Origin of the sequence: Acidovorax sp. Leaf78 (genome assembly GCF_001422735.1) — a bacterium.
Taxonomy (GTDB): domain Bacteria; phylum Pseudomonadota; class Gammaproteobacteria; order Burkholderiales; family Burkholderiaceae_C; genus Acidovorax.
The window spans coordinates 108,225-128,990 of sequence record NZ_LMLZ01000007.1 but is presented as its reverse complement, the minus strand read 5'-3'; the positions used below and the strand labels follow the sequence as shown (position 1 = coordinate 128,990).

At 66.4% G+C, this 20,766-nt stretch carries 19 protein-coding genes; 8 read left to right on the top strand and 11 right to left on the bottom strand.

Annotated elements, in window-relative coordinates; all coding sequences use genetic code 11:
• Positions 1–46: 46 nt before the first annotated feature.
• The 4 genes from ASF16_RS07310 to ASF16_RS07295 all read right to left on the bottom strand — a co-directional run bounded on the left by ASF16_RS07310 (position 47) and on the right by ASF16_RS07295 (position 3,495).
• Positions 47–793: an amino acid ABC transporter ATP-binding protein gene (locus tag ASF16_RS07310; protein ID WP_056164839.1), complete on the bottom strand. Its 747-nt coding sequence runs from the start codon at positions 791–793 to the stop codon at positions 47–49.
• Positions 790–1,572 (bottom strand): amino acid ABC transporter permease, encoded by a 783-nt coding sequence (locus ASF16_RS07305; RefSeq protein WP_056164837.1) that lies wholly within the window; start codon positions 1,570–1,572, stop codon positions 790–792. Before ASF16_RS07305 ends, ASF16_RS07310 begins: the two co-directional genes overlap by 4 nt.
• A 35-nt stretch (positions 1,573–1,607) precedes the next feature.
• Entirely contained in the window at positions 1,608–2,372 is a 765-nt protein-coding gene (locus ASF16_RS07300) for an ABC transporter substrate-binding protein (RefSeq protein WP_056164836.1), read from the bottom strand.
• 364 nt (positions 2,373–2,736) lie between these two features.
• On the bottom strand, positions 2,737–3,495 hold the full coding sequence (locus ASF16_RS07295) for a TSUP family transporter (RefSeq protein WP_056164834.1): 759 nt from the start codon (positions 3,493–3,495) through the stop codon (positions 2,737–2,739).
• Positions 3,496–3,860: 365 nt separating this feature from the next.
• Here ASF16_RS07295 and ASF16_RS07290 point away from each other — a divergent pair, with 365 nt between their 5' ends.
• Together ASF16_RS07290 and ASF16_RS07285 are read left to right on the top strand one after the other, a co-directional pair.
• Complete coding sequence (locus ASF16_RS07290) at positions 3,861–5,258, top strand: ammonium transporter (protein WP_082516789.1); 1,398 nt, start codon at positions 3,861–3,863, stop codon at positions 5,256–5,258.
• A 182-nt stretch (positions 5,259–5,440) separates the two neighbouring features.
• Positions 5,441–5,773, top strand: a complete 333-nt coding sequence (locus ASF16_RS07285; protein ID WP_056164833.1) for a hypothetical protein — start codon at positions 5,441–5,443, stop codon at positions 5,771–5,773.
• A gap of 24 nt (positions 5,774–5,797) precedes the next feature.
• Here the strand turns inward: ASF16_RS07285 and ASF16_RS07280 are convergent, their stop codons facing one another.
• Complete coding sequence (locus tag ASF16_RS07280) at positions 5,798–6,151, bottom strand: antibiotic biosynthesis monooxygenase (protein ID WP_056164831.1); 354 nt, start codon at positions 6,149–6,151, stop codon at positions 5,798–5,800.
• A 304-nt stretch (positions 6,152–6,455) separates the two neighbouring features.
• Entirely contained in the window at positions 6,456–8,168 is a 1,713-nt protein-coding gene (locus ASF16_RS07275; RefSeq protein WP_056164829.1) for a GMC family oxidoreductase, read from the bottom strand.
• Positions 8,169–8,461: 293 nt separating this feature from the next.
• On the opposite strand from ASF16_RS07275, the gene ASF16_RS07270 reads away from it, so the two are divergent.
• The 5 genes from ASF16_RS07270 to ASF16_RS07250 all read left to right on the top strand — a co-directional run bounded on the left by ASF16_RS07270 (position 8,462) and on the right by ASF16_RS07250 (position 13,478).
• On the top strand, positions 8,462–9,589 hold the full coding sequence (locus ASF16_RS07270) for an ABC transporter permease (protein WP_056164826.1): 1,128 nt from the start codon (positions 8,462–8,464) through the stop codon (positions 9,587–9,589).
• A 148-nt stretch (positions 9,590–9,737) separates the two neighbouring features.
• Positions 9,738–10,664, top strand: a complete 927-nt coding sequence (locus ASF16_RS07265; protein WP_056164907.1) for an ABC transporter ATP-binding protein — start codon at positions 9,738–9,740, stop codon at positions 10,662–10,664.
• Positions 10,664–11,629 carry an MlaD family protein gene (locus ASF16_RS07260; RefSeq protein WP_056164824.1) on the top strand — a complete coding sequence of 322 codons (966 nt, stop codon included), beginning with the start codon at positions 10,664–10,666 and terminating at the stop codon, positions 11,627–11,629. Before ASF16_RS07265 ends, ASF16_RS07260 begins: the two co-directional genes overlap by 1 nt.
• A gap of 143 nt (positions 11,630–11,772) precedes the next feature.
• Positions 11,773–12,459, top strand: coding sequence for an ABC-type transport auxiliary lipoprotein family protein (locus ASF16_RS07255; RefSeq protein ID WP_056164822.1), 687 nt, complete (start codon positions 11,773–11,775; stop codon positions 12,457–12,459).
• Positions 12,460–12,695: 236 nt separating this feature from the next.
• Positions 12,696–13,478 (top strand): hypothetical protein, encoded by a 783-nt coding sequence (locus ASF16_RS07250; protein WP_056164820.1) that lies wholly within the window; start codon positions 12,696–12,698, stop codon positions 13,476–13,478.
• A 76-nt stretch (positions 13,479–13,554) separates the two neighbouring features.
• Here ASF16_RS07250 and ASF16_RS07245 read toward each other — a convergent pair whose 3' ends face one another.
• From ASF16_RS07245 to ASF16_RS07230, 5 genes are all read right to left on the bottom strand, one after another.
• Positions 13,555–14,964, bottom strand: coding sequence for an NAD(P)/FAD-dependent oxidoreductase (locus ASF16_RS07245; protein ID WP_056164818.1), 1,410 nt, complete (start codon positions 14,962–14,964; stop codon positions 13,555–13,557).
• A 180-nt stretch (positions 14,965–15,144) separates the two neighbouring features.
• A complete protein-coding gene (locus tag ASF16_RS26010) occupies positions 15,145–15,678 on the bottom strand; it encodes a hypothetical protein (RefSeq protein ID WP_156371977.1) in 534 nt (177 codons plus the stop codon).
• Positions 15,617–15,907, bottom strand: a complete 291-nt coding sequence (locus tag ASF16_RS25340) for a hypothetical protein (protein ID WP_235507285.1) — start codon at positions 15,905–15,907, stop codon at positions 15,617–15,619. Before ASF16_RS25340 ends, ASF16_RS26010 begins: the two co-directional genes overlap by 62 nt.
• 710 nt (positions 15,908–16,617) lie before the next feature.
• Complete coding sequence (locus ASF16_RS07235; protein ID WP_056164814.1) at positions 16,618–18,063, bottom strand: DUF1501 domain-containing protein; 1,446 nt, start codon at positions 18,061–18,063, stop codon at positions 16,618–16,620.
• Between the two features lie 10 nt (positions 18,064–18,073).
• The gene (locus ASF16_RS07230) at positions 18,074–20,071 is read right to left on the bottom strand and encodes a DUF1800 family protein (RefSeq protein WP_056164813.1); all 1,998 of its coding nucleotides are present in this window, start codon (positions 20,069–20,071) and stop codon (positions 18,074–18,076) included.
• Positions 20,072–20,503: 432 nt separating this feature from the next.
• Here ASF16_RS07230 and ASF16_RS07225 point away from each other — a divergent pair, with 432 nt between their 5' ends.
• The gene (locus ASF16_RS07225; RefSeq protein WP_056164811.1) at positions 20,504–20,722 is read left to right on the top strand and encodes a CsbD family protein; all 219 of its coding nucleotides are present in this window, start codon (positions 20,504–20,506) and stop codon (positions 20,720–20,722) included.
• Positions 20,723–20,766 lie beyond the last annotated feature (44 nt).

Genomic DNA, 20,766 nt, shown 5'->3' with positions numbered 1-20,766 from the left:
TCACTCCGGTAGGGGCTTGTGGTGGTTGTCGCAGAGCACCTGGATCTCAGGCGCCCATGCGTCCGATGAAGGCTCGGATACGGTCGTTGGCGGGGTTATTGAAAAATTCGCTGGGAGGTGCGTCGTGGGCGATGCGGCCCTGGTCGAAGAACATCACGCGGTCGGCCACCTCGCGCGCGAAGCCCATTTCGTGGGTCACCACGATCATGGTCATGCCGCCACGGGCCAGCTCGCGCATCACGTCGAGCACCTCCTGCACCATCTCCGGGTCCAGGGCCGAGGTAGGCTCGTCGAACAGCATCACCTGGGGCTGCATGGCCAGCGCGCGCGCAATGGCCACACGCTGCTGCTGGCCGCCCGACAGTTGCCAGGGGTACTTGTGCGCATGGTCCTGCATGCCCACGCGGCGCAGCAGGGCCATGGCCTGCTCGTTGGCCTGGGCGCGCGGCGTGCGGCGGATGCGGCGGGGGGCCAGCGTCACGTTGTCCAGCACGCTCATGTGGCCGAACAGGTTGAACTGCTGGAACACCATGCCGACCTCGCTGCGCTGCTTTTGCAGCGTGGCCAGGTCGTCGGTGACGTCTTCGCCCCCGATGGTGATGCGGCCGGAGTCGTGGGGTTCGAGCCGGTTGATGGCGCGCAGCAAGGTGCTCTTGCCCGAGCCCGATGCACCGATGATCACGGTGACCTCGCCGGTGTTGAACGTGGTGGAGACGTCCTTCAGAACCTGGTGCGCGCCGAACGACTTGCAGACCCGGTCCACCACGATGAAGGGTGTGGACGCGCCCGTCATTGGTTGCGGCCTTCCACGTCGAAGCGGTATTCCACCGCGTTCGAGATCTGCGTGACCAGGGTGGTCAGCAGCAGGTAGGTGATGGCCACCGTGGACAGCGTGGCAATGGGCTGGAACGTGGCCGACTGGATGCGATTGCCCACATTGGTCAGCTCCACCACGCCGATGGCGTAGGCCAGCGACGAGTCCTTGAGTAGCGCCACGAAGTTGCTCACCAGCGGCGGCAGCGAGAACTTGAACGCCTGCGGAAACACCACGTCCATGAACACGTGCATCCGCCCCAGGCCCAGGGCCTTGGCCGCCTCGGTCTGGCCGCGCGGCACGGCCAGCAGCCCGGCGCGGATGGCCTCGGCGTTGTAGGCACCCACGTTCAGGCCCAGCGCCAGCACGGCGGCCGCGAAGTCGGGCAGGTTCAGGCCCGGCACCAGCACCGGCAGCGCGAAGTACACGAACAGGATCTGCACCAAGAGCGGCGTGCCGCGGATGACCCAGATGTAGAAGCTCGCGACCCAGCGCACCGCTGCAAAGCGCGATGTGCGGGCGAGTGCCGCGCCGGTGCCCAGCACCAGCCCCACGCTGCCGCTGATCAGCGTGAGCCACAGGGTGGTGCGCGCGCCGTCAGAGAACGCCTGGGCGTTGGGGCCGATGGGATCGGGCAAAAAGGACAGCAATGTGCCCAGCAGAGACAGCGCCAGCACCATCAGGATGACGGCCGAGACGAGCGTGGCGTTGCTGCGCTGCTGGCGGCTCCAGCGCTGCGGCCAAAAGGCAGTGAGCATGAAAAAAGACCCCGGTAGCTACAAGCGGGTCGTGCTTACTGGCAGCGGACGTCTTCGTTGAAATACTTCTTGGACAGCGCGGCATAGCTGCCGTCGGCCATGACTTCGGCCAGGGCCTTGTTCCAGCCGCCGGCCAGCGAGGTGTTGCCCTTGGCCACGGCCGCGGCGATGCGCTCGATGAACAGCATGTCGCCCAGCTTGAAGCCCGCGCCGGGGTTCTTCTCGGCCACGGCCTTGGCCACGAAGCGGTCGGTCACCCAGGCGTCCACGCGGCGCGAGTTCAGCGCGCTGCGGGCGTCCACGTCGGTGGGGAAGTTCTTCATTTCCTTGATGGAAGAGACCTTCTGCACGTTCTCGAGGTAGCTGGTGCCGGTCTGCACGGCCACCACCTTGCCCGCCAAGTCCTTGGCGCTCTTGATGGCGGGGTCCATGGCGATGATCATGCCGCCCGAGCAGTAGTGCGGGTCGGTGAAGGTGACGGCCTTGGCGCGCTCGTCGGTGATGCCGTGCGAGGCGATCACCAGGTCCCAGCGGTCCTGGCGCAGTCCGGTCAGCAGCGCATCAAAACCCAGGGTCTTCCACTGGATGGTGACACCCATCTTCTTGGCCACCAGTTCGGCCGTCTCCACTTCGAAGCCCGTCAGCGTGGTGCCGTTGAAGAAATTGAACGGAGCGAACTGCCCCTCGGTCGCAATCAGGATCTTGCCGTCCTTCTTGACCTCGTCCAGCGTGCGGGCTTGGGCGGCGGAAAAAGCGGCGCAAAGCGCGAGGGCGGTGGCTACAGCCTTGAACAATTTCATGGGAGGGGTCCTGTCAGGGGTATTTCAGGTACAAAAAATCCGGCATGCGGGTAGCAGGCCGGAGGCTGGTGGTTCGGACATACAGGCATCGCAAAACGCGAAGCCTGCCGTCATCAAGTGGTAACGATTATAAATATGCGAATTTTTCCCTTGGGCCTGCGGACAACCCTCAAAGCCCCGTTGTGTGCCAATTCACAACAGGTTTAGAGCGGTGTCCCCAACAGGACGCAGGGGCTGGGCCGCCGACTACAGGGCGCGGTCTGCGCTACCGGCGCGCCCCAGCCCAGTGTCCCCGCGCAGGGGCCGCCCCGCCGCGCTGGGGGCGTCCCCCTCCAGGGGGCGGCGCCGAAGGCGACTCAGGGGGTTACCGAAGAAATGCGTCGTAGCCGGTCTTGAGGATCAGCGTGCTCACCACCACGATGAAGATGCCGCGCACAAAGCCCGTGCCGTGCTTGAGCGCCAGGTGCGTGCCCAACAGGCTGCCCACCACGTTGGCCACCGCCAGCGTCACCGCGAAGTGCCACCACACGTGGCCCTTGGCCGCGAACAGTGCGATGGCGGCAAAGTTGGTCGCGCAGTTGAGCAGCTTGGCCGACGCCGATGCGTTGAGGAAGTCATACCCCAGCAGCCGCACGAACAAAAAGACGAAGAAGCTGCCGGTGCCGGGGCCGAAGAACCCGTCGTAGAAACCGATCAGCACGCCGATCAGGCTGGCGGCCACCACCTCCGTGCGGCCGCTGTAGCGCGGCGTGTGGTGCCGCCCCAGCTCCTTCTTGGCCAGGGTGTAGGCCAGCACACCCAGCAGCACCAGCGGCAGCAGCTTGCGCAGAAAGTCCGCCGACATCACCGTCACGGCCCACGCGCCGGCGAAAGAGCCCGCGAACCCCGCGGCGGCCGCGGGCAGCATGGCGTGCCACCGCACCTGCACGCGCCGGCTGTACTGCCAGGTGGCCATGGCCGTGCCCCACACCGACGCGGCCTTGTTGGTGCCCAGCAGCGTGGCCGGCGGCGCCGCCGGAAAAGCCGCGAACAGCGCCGGCACCATCACCAGCCCCCCTCCGCCCACGATCGCGTCCACAAACCCTGCCAGCAGCGAGGCCAGGGTGATAAAAATCCATTCCATCGCTGGATTGTCGCACCCGGTGCGCTATCAATTCAGGAGTCATCGGTGCGCCCGGCGGAGGCCGCACACGCTGCGAGCAGGCAAGAAAAAGGCGCTGGGATCGCCAGCGCCTGGAAAGGGTCTGCACCTCGTTGGGTGCTTTGAATATCGTTGTTGGTAGAAAGAGTGTCTCCTCGGCCCCTCGCTTGGCACACCGGAGCGCGCTTTCGAGTGCCGCAACTGTAACGGCCGCACCCGGGTGGTGCATTGGGGGTTTCCCGACCCCTTAACAGGGCACGGTGCCGGGCTTCCCTGTGTATTCCTGGCATTTTCTGCTGGCATGGCTCGTGCAACTTGCTTGTAACAATTTGCGAGAAGGAGCCTTCATGCAGGGAGTCGTGCACCGGGTTGTGGCAGTGGTGGTGTTGTGTCTGGGGCTGTGCGGGGCTGCGCTGGCGCAGCAGGGGACGCTGCCGGACGCGGGGGCTGCAGGCGCTGCCGTGGCGGCCCCGGCTGTGGCGGGGGCCGTGGCTGCGCCCGCGCTGGTGCGGCCCACTCTGATGTCGCAGGACACCATCAGCGCTGCGCACACCGGCTGGATGATGACCTCTACCGCTCTCGTCCTGCTGATGACGCTGCCGGGCGTGGCGCTGTTCTATGCCGGCATGGTGCGCAAGAAGAACGTGCTCAACACCATGGCCAGCGTGGTCGCGGTGGCGGCGCTGGTCAGCCTGTGTTGGTTCGCGGCAGGCTACTCGCTGGCCTTCACGCCCGGCAGCCCGTGGCTGGGCGGGTGGGATCGGGCGGGCTTTGCCGGGCTGGACTTCGATCTCGCGGGCGGCAAGCTCGCGGTGAGCCATGTGGCGCCGCACATCCCCGAGTCGGTGTACGCGATGTTCCAGCTCACCTTCGCCATCATCACCGCCGCGCTGCTGGTGGGGGCGCTGGTCGAGCGCATGCGGTTTTCTGCGCTGCTCATCTTCACCAGCCTGTGGACGCTGTTGGTCTACGCCCCCGTGGCCCACTGGGTGTGGGAGCCCGGCGGCTGGCTCGCAAAGATGGGCGCGCTCGACTTTGCGGGGGGCTCGGTGGTGCACGTCAACGCGGGCGTCGCGGGCCTGGTGTGCGCCTGGTACCTGGGGCGGCGCACCGGCTACGGGCGCGAGCCGTTCGAACCCTACAACCTGGGGCTCACCATGGCGGGCGCCGGCATGCTGTGGGTGGGCTGGTTCGGCTTCAACGCGGGCTCTGCCGTGGCGGCCGATGGCCGTGCGGGGCTGGCCATGGCGGTCACCCACCTGGCAGCGGCCGCGGGCGCCCTGTCGTGGATGGTGGGCGAGTGGATCGTGCGCGGCCGCCCGTCGCTGCTTGGGCTGTGCTCGGGCCTCATCGCGGGCCTGGTGGCCATCACGCCTGCCGCAGGTTTTGTCACGCTGCGCTCGGCGGTGGTCATCGGGTTGGTGGCGGGCCTGGCCTGCTACTGGGGCGCCACGGGGCTCAAGCGCCTGCTGCGTGCCGATGATTCGCTGGATGTGTTCGGCGTGCATGGCATCGGCGGCATCGTGGGCTCGCTGCTCACCGGCGTGCTGGCCAGCCCCACGGTGGGCGGCGCCTCGGGCAGCCTGCTCACCCAGGCCATCGGCGTGGGCGCCGTGATGGCCTACAGCCTGGTGGTGACCGGGGTGCTGCTGTGGATCACCAACTTTGTGGTGGGCCTGCGGGTGGACGAGCTGAGCGAGCAGACGGGGCTGGACATCGCGCAGCACCGTGAGCGGTTGGGGTAGCTATGGCTCCCCCTGAGTCGCCTTCGGCGCCTTCCCCCTGGGGGGGGACGCCACCGGTGGCCTGGCGAAGCCAGTTCCACGGTGGCCCTCGCCTGGGGCGTGCGGGCTCGAAGGCCGTGGGCAGGGCCACCTTCAGACGTTACTTCCACTGAACTGTGATCCCTATGTCTCAAGGAGCGACCATGCCTGATTCCGACAAGCTGGCCATTGCCGCCCACCTGCACGTGCTGCTGCGCCGCAAGACGGGGCGTGTGACGGACACCGAGTGGATGGCCGTGAACGTGGACTATGCGGCCGAGGTGGTGCGCTTTGCGCGCCAGCGCGCCCAGGAAGACGGTGTGCCCGAACTGGCCGACTGGGCCGACCGGCTGGACCACGCCATGCACGCGGTGCCACCGCCTGCGCCGCGCCGCCCCCTGCTGGACGTGGCGACCCAGGCCATGCGCCAGCGCAGTGCGCCTGCCGCGCCCGAGCCCGCTCCCGAGGTGCCGCGCTATGTGGGCGGTATCCGCTAGCGGGTGTCTCGCCGCCGGTATTGCTCAGTGCGCGGGAGTGCCGCCGCCTGCAAACAGGGCGGCAGTGGGCAGCAGGCCTGTGAGCTTGTCGTCGCCATAGGTGCGCAGCACTTGCGACACCACCACCTGGTAGCCGTTCAGCCACTGCGCCTGCGCGGCCTTGGCCTCGAGGTGCGTGGGGTGGCTCATGAGCGCCTGCAGCGCCTCGAGCGACTTCCAGTAATACACGTTGGAGACGAGGCCCCGCGCCGTGTCCTCCCATGCCTCTTCGCCCAGGTAGCCGTCGATGGACCGGGCCGCGGTGGCAATCGCCTGGTCCAGGCGGTGGAAGGTGTCGTCGAACTGCCGGGTGGCAAAGATGAAGGTGGAGGAGTACATGGGGCGCGATGGTAGTCACATCACAGGCGGTGACCTCAGCTCAACTCCGATCCCGCTGGATTGACTGCCTGCCTGCGAGCATTGGCGGGTGGTGCAGGGAATCGCTGCGGTTTGTTCCGGGGCCCTGCCCAGTGGCTTCAAACAACAAAAACCGTTCACGCTGAGCCCGTCGAAGCGCGGCACAGGCTTCGACAAACTCAGCCCGAACGGTGGGTGGGAGTACTGGAGCCCGCCGCCTGCGATGCCGCCATCAAGCCCTCATCGCTCCCTATCAAACTCCATCACGCCCCCGTCACGCCCCCAGTCACGCCGTTTGGCGTGCCGCCTGCCGCGCCTTCACGATCCACTCCGCCGCCTTCTCCGCCAGCATCAGCGTGGGCGAGTTGGTGTTGCCGCTGGTGATGGTGGGCATGGCGCCCGCATCCACCACGCGCAGGCCGGCCACCACGGCGCCGGGGCCGTTGCGCGGGTCGCGCACGCGCATCTGCGAGTCCAGCACGGCCATCGGGTCGCCGTCGCGGCCCATCTTGGTGGTGCCCACGGGGTGGAAGATGGTGGTGGCGATGTCGCCGGCCAGGCGGGCCAGGTCTTCGTCGCTTTCAAACTGCACGCCGGGCTTCCATTCCTCGGGCTGGTACGCGGCCAGCGCGGGCTGGGCGACGATGCGGCGGGTGACGCGCAGGCTGTCGGCAGCCACCTGGCGGTCTTCGGGCGTGGAGAGGTAGTTGGGCGCGATGGCCGGGGCGGCCTTGAAGTCGGGCGCCTTGATGGTCACCGTGCCGCGGCTGGTGGGGTTGAGGTTGCACACGCTGGCCGTGAACGCCGGAAAGCTGTGCAGCGGCTCGCCGAAGGCGTCGAGCGACAGCGGCTGCACGTGGTATTCGATGTTGGGGTAGGGCTGGCTCGCGCTGCTGCGCGTGAACGCGCCCAGCTGCGACGGCGCCATGCTCATGGGCCCGCTGCGCTTCATCGCGTATTCCAGGCCGATCTTGGCCTTGCCCCACAGCGAGCCGGCCATGGCGTTGAGCGTGGGCACGCCATTGACCTTGAACACCGCGCGGATCTGCAGGTGGTCCTGCAGGTTGGCCCCCACGCCGGGCAGGTCGACCGCCACGTCGATGCCGTGCTGGCGCAGCAGCGCGGCGGGGCCGATGCCCGACAGCTGCAGCAGCTGCGGCGAGTTGACGGCGCCGGCGCACAGGATCACCTCGTCGGTGGCGTGGGCGGTGACCATCTCGTGGCCGTCCCACACCTGCACGCCGGTGCAGCGCTTGGTGCCGTCGGGCTGGGTCTCGACGACGAGCTTGGCGGCCTGCGCGCTGGTCCACATCTCGAAGTTGGGGCGGCCGTAGCAGGTGGGGCGCAGGAAGGCCTTGGCCGTGTTCCAGCGCCAGCCGCTCTTCTGGTTGACCTCGAAGTAGCCCACGCCTTCGTTGTCGCCGCCGTTGAAGTCGTCGGTGGCCGGGATGCCCGCCTGCTGCGCGGCCTGGGCGAAGGCGTCCAGCACGTCCCAGCGCAGGCGCTGCTTTTCGACCCGCCACTCGCCGGTGCTGCCGGTGGACTTGTTGCCGTGCAGGCGCTTGAAGTTTTCATTCACGCCGCCGGGCTGGTCCAGGCGCCAGTGGTCCTCGTGGCGGCGAAAGTGGGGCAGGGTGTTCTCCCAGCGCCAGCTGGCGTCGCCGGTCAGCTCGGCCCACTGGTCGTAGTCGCGGGCCTGGCCGCGCATGTAGATCATGCCGTTGATGCTGCTGCACCCGCCCAGCGTCTTGCCGCGCGGGTAGCGCAGCGTGCGGCCGTTCAGGCCCGCGTCGGGTTCGGTGTGGTAGAGCCAGTCGGTGCGCGGGTTGCCGATGCAATACAAATAACCCACGGGGATGTGGATCCAGTGGTAGTCGTCCTTGCGGCCGGCTTCGATCAGCAGCACCCGGTAGCGGCCGTCGGCGCTCAGGCGGTTGGCGAGCAGGGCGCCGGCGGTGCCGCCGCCGATGATGATGGTGTCAAACGTGGTGTCGCTCATGGGCAGGGCAGATCGGATCAGGGCCAGCGGTGCTGTGCAGTGTGGGTCGGTGCGCCATTGTGCGGATCGCACATGCCCTGTCGATAGGGGTCCTGCCTATTGCTATTGTTTTAATAGCTGGTGGCGCTTGGTGGTCCAGCGGGACGGGGCTGTTTGATATTAATTTCACACACTGGGTGCCTTTGGCCACCCCGCGCCGTGCCTCTGGCGGGAGAAAATCCTACGCGCTGCGGTGGCGTGGCTCCGCTACCATGCAGCCTCCCTTATCACCTGGCGGCCGCGCCGCCCAGTTCATGACCGACCACACCCCCCGCATAGTTCGCACCGACACGCCCCAGGGCGCGTGTGCGCAACTGCATGGGCGCTGGGGCGCGGCCGAGCTGGGCACCCGCAGGCAGTGGGCGGCCGTCTCGGGACAACTGCAATCCAACCCCGCCGCGCCTGACCTGGGCTGGGACCTGACGCCGCTGCAATGGCTGGACCATGTCGGCGCGCAGCTGGTGTGGAACCACTGGCAGCGGGCCTGGCCCGCGCAGCTGGACTGCACCGACGCCCAGCGCGACATGCTCGAACGCGTGGCCGAACTCACCACCGGCACCGAACCGCCGCGCGAGCCGTGGCGGCTGGCCGAAGAGGTGGACCGGCTGGGCCTGCTGGTGCTGCATGGCGTGAACCACGCGCGCCACATGCTCGAAATGGTGGGCCAGCTGGTGCTGGACATGGGCCGCCTGGCGCGCAACCCGCGCCGCGGGCCCTGGCGGGATGTGTCGGGCCACCTGTACCGTATGGGAGCGACGGCGCTGCCCATCACGGCGCTGGTGGGCTTTCTGATCGGGGTGGTGCTGGCCTACCTCATGAGCCTGCAGCTGCGCCAGTTCGGGGCCGAGTCCTTCATCGTGAACATCCTGGGCATCTCGCTGATCCGCGAGCTGGGGCCCATGCTGGCCGCCATCCTGGTCGCGGGCCGCTCGGGCTCGGCCATCACCGCGCAGATCGGCGTGATGCGCGTGACCGAAGAACTCGACGCCATGCGCGTCATGGGCATCCCGCACGGCTTTCGGCTGGTGATGCCGCGCACCATCGCGCTGGCCATCGCCATGCCGCTCATCAGCCTGTGGACCACGCTGGCCGCGCTGGCCGGGGGCATGCTGGCGGCCGACCTGGCCATGGACATTTCTCCCGCCTATTTCGCGCAGGCGCTGCCCGCCGCGGTGAAGGTGGGCAACCTGGGGCTGGCCATGGCCAAGTCGGTGGTGTTCGGTGCCTTCATCGCGCTCATCGGCTGCCACTGGGGCCTGCGCGTCAAGCCCAACACCCAGAGCCTGGGCGAAGGCACCACGGCGTCGGTGGTGACGTCGATCACCATGGTGATCATCGTGGATGCGCTCTTTGCCATCGGCTTCAAGAACATCGGTATATGAAGTCCCCCCTGTGTCGCTTCGCTCCATCCCCCCCTCGAGGGGGACGCCACCCGTGGCCGGGCGAAGCCAGTTCCACGGTGGCACTGGCATGGGGGCGCGCCAGTTGCTGCGTTGGGTGGCGGTACCTACGCATATGGGGAGTGGCGCCATGACTGAACGCATCGCCAAGCCCGAGCACATCGCCGTGGCGCCGGACGAGCCGCCGGTGGTGGACGTGCGCGGGCTGTGGAGCATTTTCGGCAAGGGCACCGAAGCGTTCACCGTGCACCAGGACCTGAACTTCAGCGTGCAGCGCGGCGAGATGCTGTCGCTGGTGGGCGGCTCGGGCACGGGCAAGACGGTGCTGCTGCGCCAGATACTGGGCCTGGCCAAGCCGGCGCGCGGCACGGTGACGGTGCTGGGGCGGCCGGCGTCGGAGATGGGGCGCGAGGGCGCGGCCAGCCGCGTGGGCATGCTGTTCCAGCACGGCGCGCTGTTCTCGGCCTTCAACGTGCTCGACAACGTGGCCTTCGCGCTGCGCGAGCAGGGCACGCTGCCCCATGACCTGGTGCGCGACGCGGCCCTGGTCAAGCTGCAGATGGTGGGCCTCAAGCCCGAGCACGCGAGCCGCATGCCGTCCGATTTGTCCGGCGGCATGGTCAAGCGCGTGGCGCTGGCGCGTGCGCTCATCATGGACCCGCCGCTGCTGCTGCTCGACGAGCCCACGGCGGGGCTGGACCCGAACAGCTCCGACGAATTCTGTGCGCTGCTGCGCGAGCTGCGCGCGGCGCTGGGGCTCACGGTGGTGATGGTCACGCACGACCTGGACACGCTGTTCGCCCTCAGCACCCGCGTGGCCGTGCTGGCCGACAAGAAGGTCATCGTCACCGGGCCACCGCACGAGGTGGCGCATTTCAAGCACCCGTTCATCGAGCAGTTCTTCATGGGCGAACGGGGCCAGCGCGCCATGGCGCCGGTGCAGGCCCCCGCACCCGAATCCGCATCCGCCCCCCTCACTGAACCCGCACCTCCACCTGCATTGGCGCAGGGCCCCGCGCAGCCGGCCGCACCCCAGCCAGACAAGGAACACACCTGATGGAAAACAAATCCCACGCGCTTGCCGCAGGCATCTTCGTGCTGGTGGTGGCCGCCATGCTGGCGGGCCTGGCCATCTGGCTCACGCGCGACAGCGCCAACTACGAGCAATTCGAGCTGTCCACCAAGGACGGCGTGGGCGGCCTGCAGCCCCAGGCCGCAGTGCGCTACAAGGGCGTGGCCGTCGGCAAGGTCACCCGCATCGGGTTCGACCCGCAGGTGAGCGGCAACGTGCTCATCCGCATCGCTGTGAACGAGCAGGCGCCCATCAGCCCCACCACCTTTGCCGTGCTGGGCTACCAGGGCGTCACGGGCCTGGCCCACATCCTGCTGGACGACGCCGAAAAGCCCTACCCCGAGCTGCCGCCGGGCCCGAGCGGCCTGCCGCGCTTGCCCATCAAGGCGTCACCGTTCGGCAAGCTGGCCGAACAAGCCCCCGCCATCCTGAGCCAGGTCGAAGAAGCCACGCGCCGCGTGAACCAGATCCTGTCGGACAGCAACCAGCAAAAGCTCTCCGAGGCCATCGGCAACATCGCGCTGGCCGCCGGCAGCGTCAACACGCTGACCCAGCGGCTCGATGCCACCGTGGCCCAGCGCCTGGACCCCGCCCTGGCGTCGATCCCGCCCCTGGCCAACGACGCGCGCAAGACCCTGCAGTCGCTGCAGCAGGCCGGCGCCAGCGTGTCGTCGCTGGCGGCCGACGTGAGCAAGACCACCCAGCGCCTGGGCGCCGACGGCGGGCCCATCGACCAGATCACGATCGGCACGCAATCGCTGGCGCGCGCGGCCGACCAGTTCAGCACCACCACGCTGCCACGCCTGAACCGCGCGGCCGACGACACCTCGCGCGCTGCACGGCAGCTGAGCCGCACTGCCGGCGGCGTGTCGGACAACCCGCAACTCTTCATCTACGGCTCGGGGCGCGTACCGCCCGGCCCGGGTGAAGCGGGGTTCAGCCCCCCCTGAGCCTCGCCTGCGGCGCTTTCCCCCCGAAGGGGGGCGCAGCCGGTGGCCTGGGGAAGCCGGTGCCACGGGTGCGCTGGTATCCCGGCAGCGCCGGTCGTGAAGCGTGTGGCGATGCCGCCGAAATGGATCTCTGAGGAATGCAAATGAAGACTATCAAAAGCATAGCTGGCCGCGCTTATCTGTCCGGCGCGAGCGCCGTTCTGGGCCTGATCCTGCTGGCTGGCTGCTCGGCCCTGCCCACACCACCCGCCCGGCCCGTGCTGTACGACTTCGGCCCCGGCGCGCTGGCCCCGGTGCCCACCGACCGGCGCGCACCGCTGCCGCCGCTGGCGCTGGCCGACGTGGACGCGCCCGGCCTGCCCGAAGGCAGCAACGCCGTGCTGTACCGCCTGATGTACGCCGACACCCAGCAGCTGCGCCCCTACAGCCAGGCGCGCTGGAGCCAGCCGCCTGCGCAGCTGGTACAGCAGCGCCTGCGCGAGCAGCTGGGCCAGCGCCGCGCCATCCTCAAGGCCGACGACGCCGCCGCCCAGGCGCGCGACTCAGCCCAGGGCAGCCGCCTGCCGTCCGTGCTGCGCGTGGAGCTGGAAGAGTTCAGCCATGTGTTCACCAGCGCCACGGACAGTGCCGGCGTGGTGCGGCTGCGCGCCACGGTGGTGGACCTCGCCTTGGCCGGCGAGGTGCTGCGCGGCCAGCGTGTGTTCATCGTGCGGACCCCCGCCCGTAGCGCCGACGCCGCAGGTGGCGTGGCCGCGCTGTCGGATGCATCGACGCAAGTGGCGCAAGAGCTGTCCCAATGGCTGGAGCAGGTGGCCGACGTCCGGCCCTGATGCCGCCGCCGTGAGGCGCGGCCCCGTGGGGCCACCCTGCTGTGCGGGCCATGGTGGTCTGTGTGTACACCGTCTTTCGTTCGAGAGGATTCCAGGCGGGCGAGCACGGCACTGCGTTGCGTGATGGAAACAGGGACGCATTCCCAGGCGCATCCCCCGGTGCCTTGGCAGCCGCAGTGCGTACCATGCGGCTTCCCGTTTCCCAAAAATCACACAACACACCGAGAGGGGTTCCCATGTTCATCGTCTGGGGGAAGAAGCTCGTCTATCGAAAACTCGGCCATGTGGCCGATTTCTGCCCTATCTGCCGCAAGCCGCGGCCCTTCGTGCTGCGGCGCCTGGGCTCGGCGGGGCACGTGTACTACATCACCGTGAGCCAGGGCGAACTGGTGGGCTACGAGCGCACCTGTGCGCGGTGCGGCACCGCGTTCAACGCCGAGCCCACCCACTACGCGGCGGCGGCGTCCCAACCGGCGTCTTTGCCCGAGCTGGCGCGGCAGACCTTCCCGAACCTGGAGCAGGCCTGGAAGGAGCGGCTGGACCTGGAGCGGCAGCTGCGCGAAGACCCGCGCGCCCTGCATGCCGATGACCGCAAGGCGCTGATCCGCAGCCCGTTTTTGCTGCTGTCGCCCAAGGTCGAAAAGCGTTTTGCCTCCACCCATTTCGACAAGGAGGTCGGTATCTCGGCGCTGGTCGCGCTGGGCTTGATGATCGCCGGGCCCGCCCTCGTGCACAAGGTGTCCCCCGACTCGTCCGACCTGGCGGTGCTGGTGTTCATGGCCCTGGGCGTGCTGCTCGTGATCGTGCAGATGGTGCTGGCGGGCGGGCGGTTCATGCGGCGCGAGGTGGTGCCGGTGCTGGCCCAATGCCTCAGGCCGCTGCAGCCGACACCCGGTGAGTTGCAAGCCGTGATGGCAGAGCTCAAGACCCTGCGACACAAGATGGCCAGCAAGCTCCGGCTGGAGGACCTGATCGCGCACCTGCGGGGCCCGCAGGGCGCTGCCGGGGCGCGAGGCTGAACCAGGTTCTGGGAACGCCGGCGTGCAGGCGGGGCGGGAAGACGCCGCCCCGCTGCGGTACTGCGGCGTCCGTGCCCTACGGTTGGGCCTTGTCGGGGGTTTTGGATACCGGCGCTGCGGCCACGGACGGTTGCCCCTCGATCCCCGTCACCACCCGCGCATAGCGCGCGAAGCTCCAGTACGCCCAGGCCCAGTCCATCAGCACGACCAGCCGGTTGCGAAAGCCGATCAAAAAGTACACGTGCGCAAACAGCCAGAACAGCCACGCGAAGTAGCCCGAAAACCGCACCGGCCCCGCGGGCGAGGTGAGGTCCACCACCGCCGAGTTGCGGCCGATGGTCGCCAGGTTGCCGTAGTCGCTGTAGCGAAACGGCTGCGTGGGCTGGCCACCGAGCCGCCGCAGGATGTTGGCCGCCGCGGCGCGGCCCATCTGCTTGGCACCCGGCGACACGCCGGGCACCGGCTTGGGCTCGTGCCCGGGCGCATGGCTTTGGGCCGAGGCCAGGTCGCCGATCACGCTGATCTCCGGGTGGCCGGGCAGCGACAGGTCGGGCGCCACGACCACGCGGCCTGCGCGGTCGGTGGTGCAGCCGGTGGCTTCGGCCAGGTGCCGGCCCAGCGGCGAGGCCGCCACCCCCGCAGCCCAAACAATGCATTTGCTCTTGATTTGATAGCTGTTGGCGCCTGCTGAGCCAGCGGTAGCAGGCGATTCCACCATCAAACCTCCAGCATCAATGGCCGTGACACGGGCCTGCAGCCGCACCTCTACGCCCAGCTTCTCCAGTTGCTCCTTCGCGCGCTGGCTCAGCGCCTCGGGCATGGCCTGCAGCACCCGCGCGCCGCCTTCGAGCAGGATGATCCTGGCGCTGGCGGGGTCGATGTGGCGAAACTCGCCGGGCAGCGTGTGGTTGGCGATCTCGGCCAGCGTGCCCGCCATCTCCACCCCCGTGGGCCCGGCGCCCACCACGACGAAGTTGAGCCAGTCGGCGCGGCGCTGCACGTCGGCCTCTTTCTCGGCCGCCTCGAACGCCAGCAGGATGCGGCGGCGGATCTCGAAGGCGTCGTCCAGCGTCTTGAGCCCCGGCGCATGCGTGGCCCACGCGTCCTGGCCGAAGTAGCTGTGCGTGGCGCCTGCCGCCACCACCAGGTGGTCGTAGTGCAAAGGCTCGGATGGGTGGGGCCCGTCCTTCAGATACACCGTGCGCGCCGCCACATCGATGCGCTGGACCTCGCCCAGCAAGGTGGTGACGTTGGGCTGCTGCCGAAACAAATGCCGTATGGGCGCAGCAATGGCGGGCGCCGACAACCCGGCCGTGGCGACCTGGTACAGCAGGGGCTGGAAGAGGTGGTGGTTGGTCTTGTCGATCAGCGTCACATCCACCGCGGCGCCCCGCAGCGCACGCGCGGCTTCCAGGCCGCCGAAGCCGCAGCCGATGATGACGATACGGGGGCGGGGCGACGGAGGCGAAGAGGATGAAGGTGTCATCCGGCCATTATTAGCGCTCAGCATTGCGGTTGCTCTACTTGGCCCTGACAAGCATGGCAGCACGACCTTGGCGCAGCGTCTCGGCCGAATTGTTCAAGTTCGGAGCTGCGACCCATCGTTGGCGATTTGATGGCCGCAGCCCGCCAGCGTAGCGAAAGCGCTGAGCAAGGTTAGATAGCGTTAGTGATTAACCGTCTTCAATAACTTGAATTGAGAACCATCAAACTGGTAGTAGTGGATGCCCGATCCTTGCTCATTCCTGCTGCCTTGAATAACGAGAAGAGCACTGTCTTTCTGAAAAGCGAGGGGTTCCACGACCTGGAGCGGCCAATTGGATACAGTGAACGGCAGCATCACCACACGCCCTGTCACGGTGTCGATTGCACCGCCCATCACACAACCAGAACCGCAGCCCCACGTAGCCAGGATATAGTGCCCTGCAAAATTGATGGGTTGTCTTGCTGCGGAGTTGAGTTGAGAGATGTACGGAGTAGCGTCAGCGGAAGTTGTTTTCGGCAGTACTGAGCTTTTTTTAGTTGCAACGCCTACCTTGTATGTGTCGAAGCTGATGGGGTGAGAGTGGTCGGCAGCAGAAATAGAGGTTGAATAAATGATTAATGCAATGCAAAGAGATTGCGGATTTATTTTCATTTTAGTACCAATGGTGCTTTTCCCAAAACGCTTTTGCCTTCTGTGAGGAATGATAGCGTCCATATATATAGTGGATGCCCCCTTGGCATTCTTCCACTGCGTTGCCAAAAGATTTTTCTCCGTTGGGGTTTAACGGATATTGTGCCATCAGGAGTTGAAAAAGTCCTCTCGCTGTCGATGATCCATCGCGCACTCCAACAACACCTCCCGATTCTTGCGCCATGATCCATAGCAAATCGTCGAAATCCGTTACTGCTATATTTTCTTTCTCCATGGCTTCTTTTAGTGCCATTTGCACATGTAGCGACACAATGTTAGATGATTTCGCTTTCCACTTGTGTCGTGCCGTTTTTAGAGGCCGGTGCGTATGCAGGTGGTCATGAGTCATACGAATTGAAAATATATGTAATCGTTTTGTTAGGGGTGCTTACGCGACGCGAACCATAAGGGCCATGATTTCGTATGAAATAATACTTCGCAGTCATAGTATTAGTTGGTTTATTTTTTGTCCAACTTTGATAGTCCATGCTGAAGACGTTTGATGCGCAGTTGATAAATTGGGCCTCATAATTGGCTGTAGCAAAATTCTGGATATGGCTGTCGTCGCGCAGGCACACCGTTGATTTAGCAGTGGGCTGAGGAATCGATGGAAAGACGATCGGAGTGAAGCGGCTAGTTGCAAAAATAAACCCTGCAAATATATCTGCATGGTTTATTTTTGTTAGCATGTCTCGAATGCTCAGTTGCCGATTGATTGCAATTTAATAAAATATTAATTATTCAATTAAATATGCTGTTCGGCTTTTTAGTGCTAGGGTGGGGTGCAAATGCTATTGGGCATTGCTGTGGGGGTCACCCATTGAACGCCCCCTGAGCGCGAATGGCCCAATATGCGATTGAAATTCGAATACCGGGCTTTGCTGAATATATCTATCAATTAGATGGATCGGCAGTTCGTGAAATGGCTTGAACCTGACACAGGGCGGTCAGGCCCACCAATCTTCACACCATGAATCCCAGATTCGTCGGGTAGTCCGCTCCGCCAAAGTGGCTCAGATTCGGCAGCACGCCCGGCAGTTCCGTATTGCTCACACCGAACCAGCTGGCCAGCGTGGCCGCGTACTGGTCGACCGAGGTGCTGGGCAGCAGGCGGCCCTGGCCCACGTGCCACTGGTCGTTGGCGTCTGTCGTGTTGGTGATGCTGACCGGCGGCGCCTTGCCGTAGAAGGCCTTGCCCTTGACCGCACCGCCGACCATCAGGTGGTGGCTGCCCCAGCCGTGGTCCGAGCCGTCGCCGTTGGAGCTGAGCGTGCGGCCGAAGTCCGACGCGGTGAACGCGGTCACCTTGTCGGCCAGGCCCAGCTCTGCCGTGGCGTTGTAGAACGCGGTCATGGCTTCGCTCACGCGCTGCATCAGCACGGGCTGCTGCGAGATCAGGTTATCGTGCAGGTCGAAGCCGCCCAACGACACCATGAACACCTGGCGCTTGCTGCCCAACGTGGTGCGTGCGCCGATCAGGCGGGCCACCATCTTGAGCTGGTCTGCCAGCGGGTTGTTGGTGGGGAAGGCTGTGGTCAGGTTGACCCCGGCCAACCCGGAGGTGATGGTGGCTTCGGCGCCGACGGCGCGTGCGGTGATGCGGTTGTATTCGTTTTCCAGCGCCTGGCCGCTGTTTTGCTGGATCAGCGAGGTGAGCGCCGAGCGCACGGCGGTCGAGCCGTAGACGTTGTTCTTGACGCCGTTGATCGGAATCGCGCCGCTGGTGCTGACCTGGTACTGCAGCGCCGAGTCGCCCGACAGGAACACCGCGTTGCCGGTGACGGAGATGCAGGTGAACAGCGAGGTACCGTTGGACGACAGCGCCAGGTCGCCCAGGTTGCCGCCCCAGCCGACGGTGGAGCCCTCGGGCGAGGACGACTGCCACACCGACTGCTGGTCGTTGTGCGAAAAGAGCTTGGGCGGCAGCGGGTACAGCGCGCGGTTGCTGCTGTTGTACTGCGCGCGCGTCAGCGGCACCACCAGTGGCCCCACGTTCAGCTGCACCGCAGCCTTGCCGGTGTTGAACAGGTTGGTCAGCCCCGTCATCGACGGGTGCAGCGCGTACTGGCGCCCGCCGGCCAGCGGCGTGGTGGGCGCCAGCAGCGTGGGTGTGAGCGCGGACTTTGCCAGGGCGATGCCACCGGCCGACTGCCCGCCACCGCCGCCGCGGATGGTGCTGTACTTGTTGTAGCTGTCGTCGTCGTAGGTGATGACGGTGTTGCCGTAGTCGTTGCCGCCATACAGAAAGACGCAGACGAGCGCCTTGTAGTCGGTGGCGGTGAAGGCCGCTGCCTCGCCGACGGCGGCGAGGTTGAGCGCAAATGGCAGGGCGGTGCCGGCGATGCCCAGTTGGGCCGAGCGGCGCAGGAAGGCGCGGCGGGAATGGAGTTCGGGCTGGATGAATTGCATGGCGGCCGCCTTACTTCTGGATCAGGTATTCGGCCGAGGCCATGACGAGGAAAATCGCAGCGGCGACGCGGTCGCGTTTGGCGTTGTCGGTGCTGGCCGCCGTGATGGCGGTCGCCTTGAGGGCGTCCGCAATCAGCTTGACGGTGCCTGCGGACAGCTGCCCGCCTGTCATGAGCAGGTTGACCCGCGCGACCAGTGCATCGGCGTCGGCGACGATGGCCAGCTCGGTGGTGTAGGCCGCCTTGATGTCGTAGCCGTTGGTGGCGTTGCTGCCGCCGTTGGGCAGGTCGGGCGCGTTGACGAAGATGCCGTTGCGGATCACGCCCTGCATGTAGTTGAGGTACCCGCCCACGCTGCTTTCGTTGACCAGCTGAAACTCGGGCGCCACCGCGCTGGCGGTCGCCAGCGAGGTCGAGGGCGGCACATAGCCGGGCCGAAAGAAGTTGAATACCGACGGCGAGCGCAGCGGGCTTTGCGCCAGGCGCGTGCCAACCGAGCTCAGGTCGCCGATCTTCCAGCTGCCGTACTGCGACGAGATGCCGAAGGTGCGTCCCCACTGCACGAAGCGCAGCATGGGCTCGCGCAAGCGGCCGAACATCGGGTCGGCCAGCCCTGCGGGGCTGCGCGCATCGTTGTCCAGCAGCACGGCCTTGATCACGGCACGCATGTCGCCGCGCACGCCGGCGCCGTTGTTGTTGAAGGCACCCGCCACGCGGCTCACGTAGCCGGGCGATGGGTTGCTGGTGACCAGGCGCTGAATCAGCTGCTTGCCGATGAAAGGGCCCACATTGGGGTGGTTGAAGATGGTGTCGAGCGCCGTCTTGAGCGCCGCGGCGCCCGGTGTGCCAGCGGCCACCGTGGTGCCCAGAAAGGTGGCCGCCAGTGTGGAGTGCAGCGACGCGTTGAGCGACATGGGCAGCCGCGTGAAGTCGGTGCTGGGCACGGTGCGCGTGGTGCCGGGGACGGTGACCGGGCTGTTCTGCGACTGGTTGTAGTCGTAGCCGGTGAACACGCGCGCGAGGTTGGTGACGTCGCTCTGCGTGTAGCTCTCGACCACCTGGCCCGAGCCGTTGCGCTTGGCGGTGCCGTCTTGATTGAGTTCCACGAGACCGATGGACATCAGCTGCAGGATTTCGCGGGCGTAGTTCTCGTCGGGCTGGCGGCCTGAGGCGACGTTTTCCTTCTGGTTGCCGCGGGTGTTGAGGTAGTAACCCATGGCAGGGTTCAGCGTCACGTCTTCCAGCAGCTGGCGGAAGTTGCCGAACGCGTTGGCGACGAGCTGGTCCCAGTAGTGGGCCATGGCGTGGCTGCGCCAGTTGAAGTCCAGGCCCGAGAGCGACACCACGCAGATCTCCGACAGCGCCAGCGCCACGCGTTTGCGCAGGCCGTCGCTCGACGTCATGAGCTGCTGCCAGATCATCGCGTCGCCGGGGTAGGTGTTGTCGTAGTACGAAGTGGCGTTGTCCACCGCGTTGTAGCCGCGCTGGTTCAGCCAGTCCCAGCCCTTGGTGCCCACGGGCTGGCCGAACTGGTCGTTGATCCACGCGTCATAGCTGCTGGAGCGCAGGGCCGCGATCTCGGTCGGTGAGGCGGAGAACTGGGCCTGGAGCAGAAAGCGCGCGGCTTCTGGATCGGTCGCGGCGGTGGGGTGGGCGTAGTTGCCAGCACCCGGTGCAGGCGGCGGGGGCGAGGTGGGGGCTGGTGATGGCGATGGCGATGGCGTGGCGGGCGCTGGGGCTGGCGACAGTCCTGGGTTGGGTGACGGTGCAGGCGTGGCGCCCGGCGCAGGGGCGGCGCCCGGGGTGGGCGTGCTGGGCGGGCCGGCGTTTTCGGTGGCGGCGTCGCCACCGCCACCACCGCAGGCTGCGAGCGCGACGCTGGCCATCAGTGCTGCCAGTGTGGCGTCGCGGGGCAGGGGGCTGGGCCGTGGGGCCGTCGGCGCAGCGTGGGATCCCTCGGCAGCCTCGGCGTCCGCTAGCGCGCGAGGAGCTTCTTGTATCTGTGTCATGGTGGAGTGCTGGTTATTTTTCGCGAAGCACTGCCACGCTGAGCCGCTGCAAACCGTGAGCTCGACGGTGTGCTGCGGTGCTTTCACAGTGGGTGCCCCGGCCCTGTAGCCAAGTGTATGGATTTGCAACGAGGAGCCTCTAGGGCTAAATCGTTATCAATGACAACAAACGGTCACTAAATGCAACTTTTTACCCAAGAGGTCTGCATTCGATTACCGCAGCGCCACGGCCGGGGCGCGTACGGCCAAAGCAGGGCGTGAGGCACGGCAATTTGTCCGGCAATGCTGTAGTCCAACAGCCGACGCTGCGTTCCCCCCACTGCCTACGCGCCGCGGCGTGGGGAGTTTCTACAGTCACTCCATCGCTGAACGGCACCGATCACCGCCATACCGGCAGCAGGCCACAGCGAATCACTCTCCAGGAGGAACACCATGAACGAAGACACCATCAAGGGCAACTGGAAACAATTCAAAGGAAAGATGGTCGAACAGTGGGGCAAGCTCACCAACGACGATCTGGACGTGATCGATGGCAAACGTGAACAGTTCCTGGGCAAGCTGCAAGAGCGCCAGGGCATCGCCCGCGACGAAGCTGAAAAGCAGCTGACCGACTGGCAATCGCGCCACCCCGATTTCCGCTTCAACGACTGAAGCTCCGGCTCTGCCGACCCCATCCCCCTGACCCATACCAAATC

Coding starts and splice junctions, on each gene's coding strand:
- ASF16_RS07295 (WP_056164834.1), bottom strand. CDS start 3,495: ATGGAATGGATTTTTATCACCCTGGCCTCGCTGCTGGCAGGGTTTGTG.
- ASF16_RS07260 (WP_056164824.1), top strand. CDS start 10,664: ATGGAAAACAAATCCCACGCGCTTGCCGCAGGCATCTTCGTGCTGGTG.
- ASF16_RS07245 (WP_056164818.1), bottom strand. CDS start 14,964: ATGACACCTTCATCCTCTTCGCCTCCGTCGCCCCGCCCCCGTATCGTC.
- ASF16_RS07280 (WP_056164831.1), bottom strand. CDS start 6,151: ATGTACTCCTCCACCTTCATCTTTGCCACCCGGCAGTTCGACGACACC.
- ASF16_RS07235 (WP_056164814.1), bottom strand. CDS start 18,063: ATGCAATTCATCCAGCCCGAACTCCATTCCCGCCGCGCCTTCCTGCGC.
- ASF16_RS07250 (WP_056164820.1), top strand. CDS start 12,696: ATGTTCATCGTCTGGGGGAAGAAGCTCGTCTATCGAAAACTCGGCCAT.
- ASF16_RS07230 (WP_056164813.1), bottom strand. CDS start 20,071: ATGACACAGATACAAGAAGCTCCTCGCGCGCTAGCGGACGCCGAGGCT.
- ASF16_RS07225 (WP_056164811.1), top strand. CDS start 20,504: ATGAACGAAGACACCATCAAGGGCAACTGGAAACAATTCAAAGGAAAG.
- ASF16_RS26010 (WP_156371977.1), bottom strand. CDS start 15,678: ATGGACGCTATCATTCCTCACAGAAGGCAAAAGCGTTTTGGGAAAAGC.
- ASF16_RS07275 (WP_056164829.1), bottom strand. CDS start 8,168: ATGAGCGACACCACGTTTGACACCATCATCATCGGCGGCGGCACCGCC.
- ASF16_RS25340 (WP_235507285.1), bottom strand. CDS start 15,907: ATGGCACTAAAAGAAGCCATGGAGAAAGAAAATATAGCAGTAACGGAT.
- ASF16_RS07300 (WP_056164836.1), bottom strand. CDS start 2,372: ATGAAATTGTTCAAGGCTGTAGCCACCGCCCTCGCGCTTTGCGCCGCT.
- ASF16_RS07310 (WP_056164839.1), bottom strand. CDS start 793: ATGACGGGCGCGTCCACACCCTTCATCGTGGTGGACCGGGTCTGCAAG.
- ASF16_RS07290 (WP_082516789.1), top strand. CDS start 3,861: ATGCAGGGAGTCGTGCACCGGGTTGTGGCAGTGGTGGTGTTGTGTCTG.
- ASF16_RS07305 (WP_056164837.1), bottom strand. CDS start 1,572: ATGCTCACTGCCTTTTGGCCGCAGCGCTGGAGCCGCCAGCAGCGCAGC.
- ASF16_RS07285 (WP_056164833.1), top strand. CDS start 5,441: ATGCCTGATTCCGACAAGCTGGCCATTGCCGCCCACCTGCACGTGCTG.
- ASF16_RS07255 (WP_056164822.1), top strand. CDS start 11,773: ATGAAGACTATCAAAAGCATAGCTGGCCGCGCTTATCTGTCCGGCGCG.
- ASF16_RS07270 (WP_056164826.1), top strand. CDS start 8,462: ATGACCGACCACACCCCCCGCATAGTTCGCACCGACACGCCCCAGGGC.
- ASF16_RS07265 (WP_056164907.1), top strand. CDS start 9,738: ATGACTGAACGCATCGCCAAGCCCGAGCACATCGCCGTGGCGCCGGAC.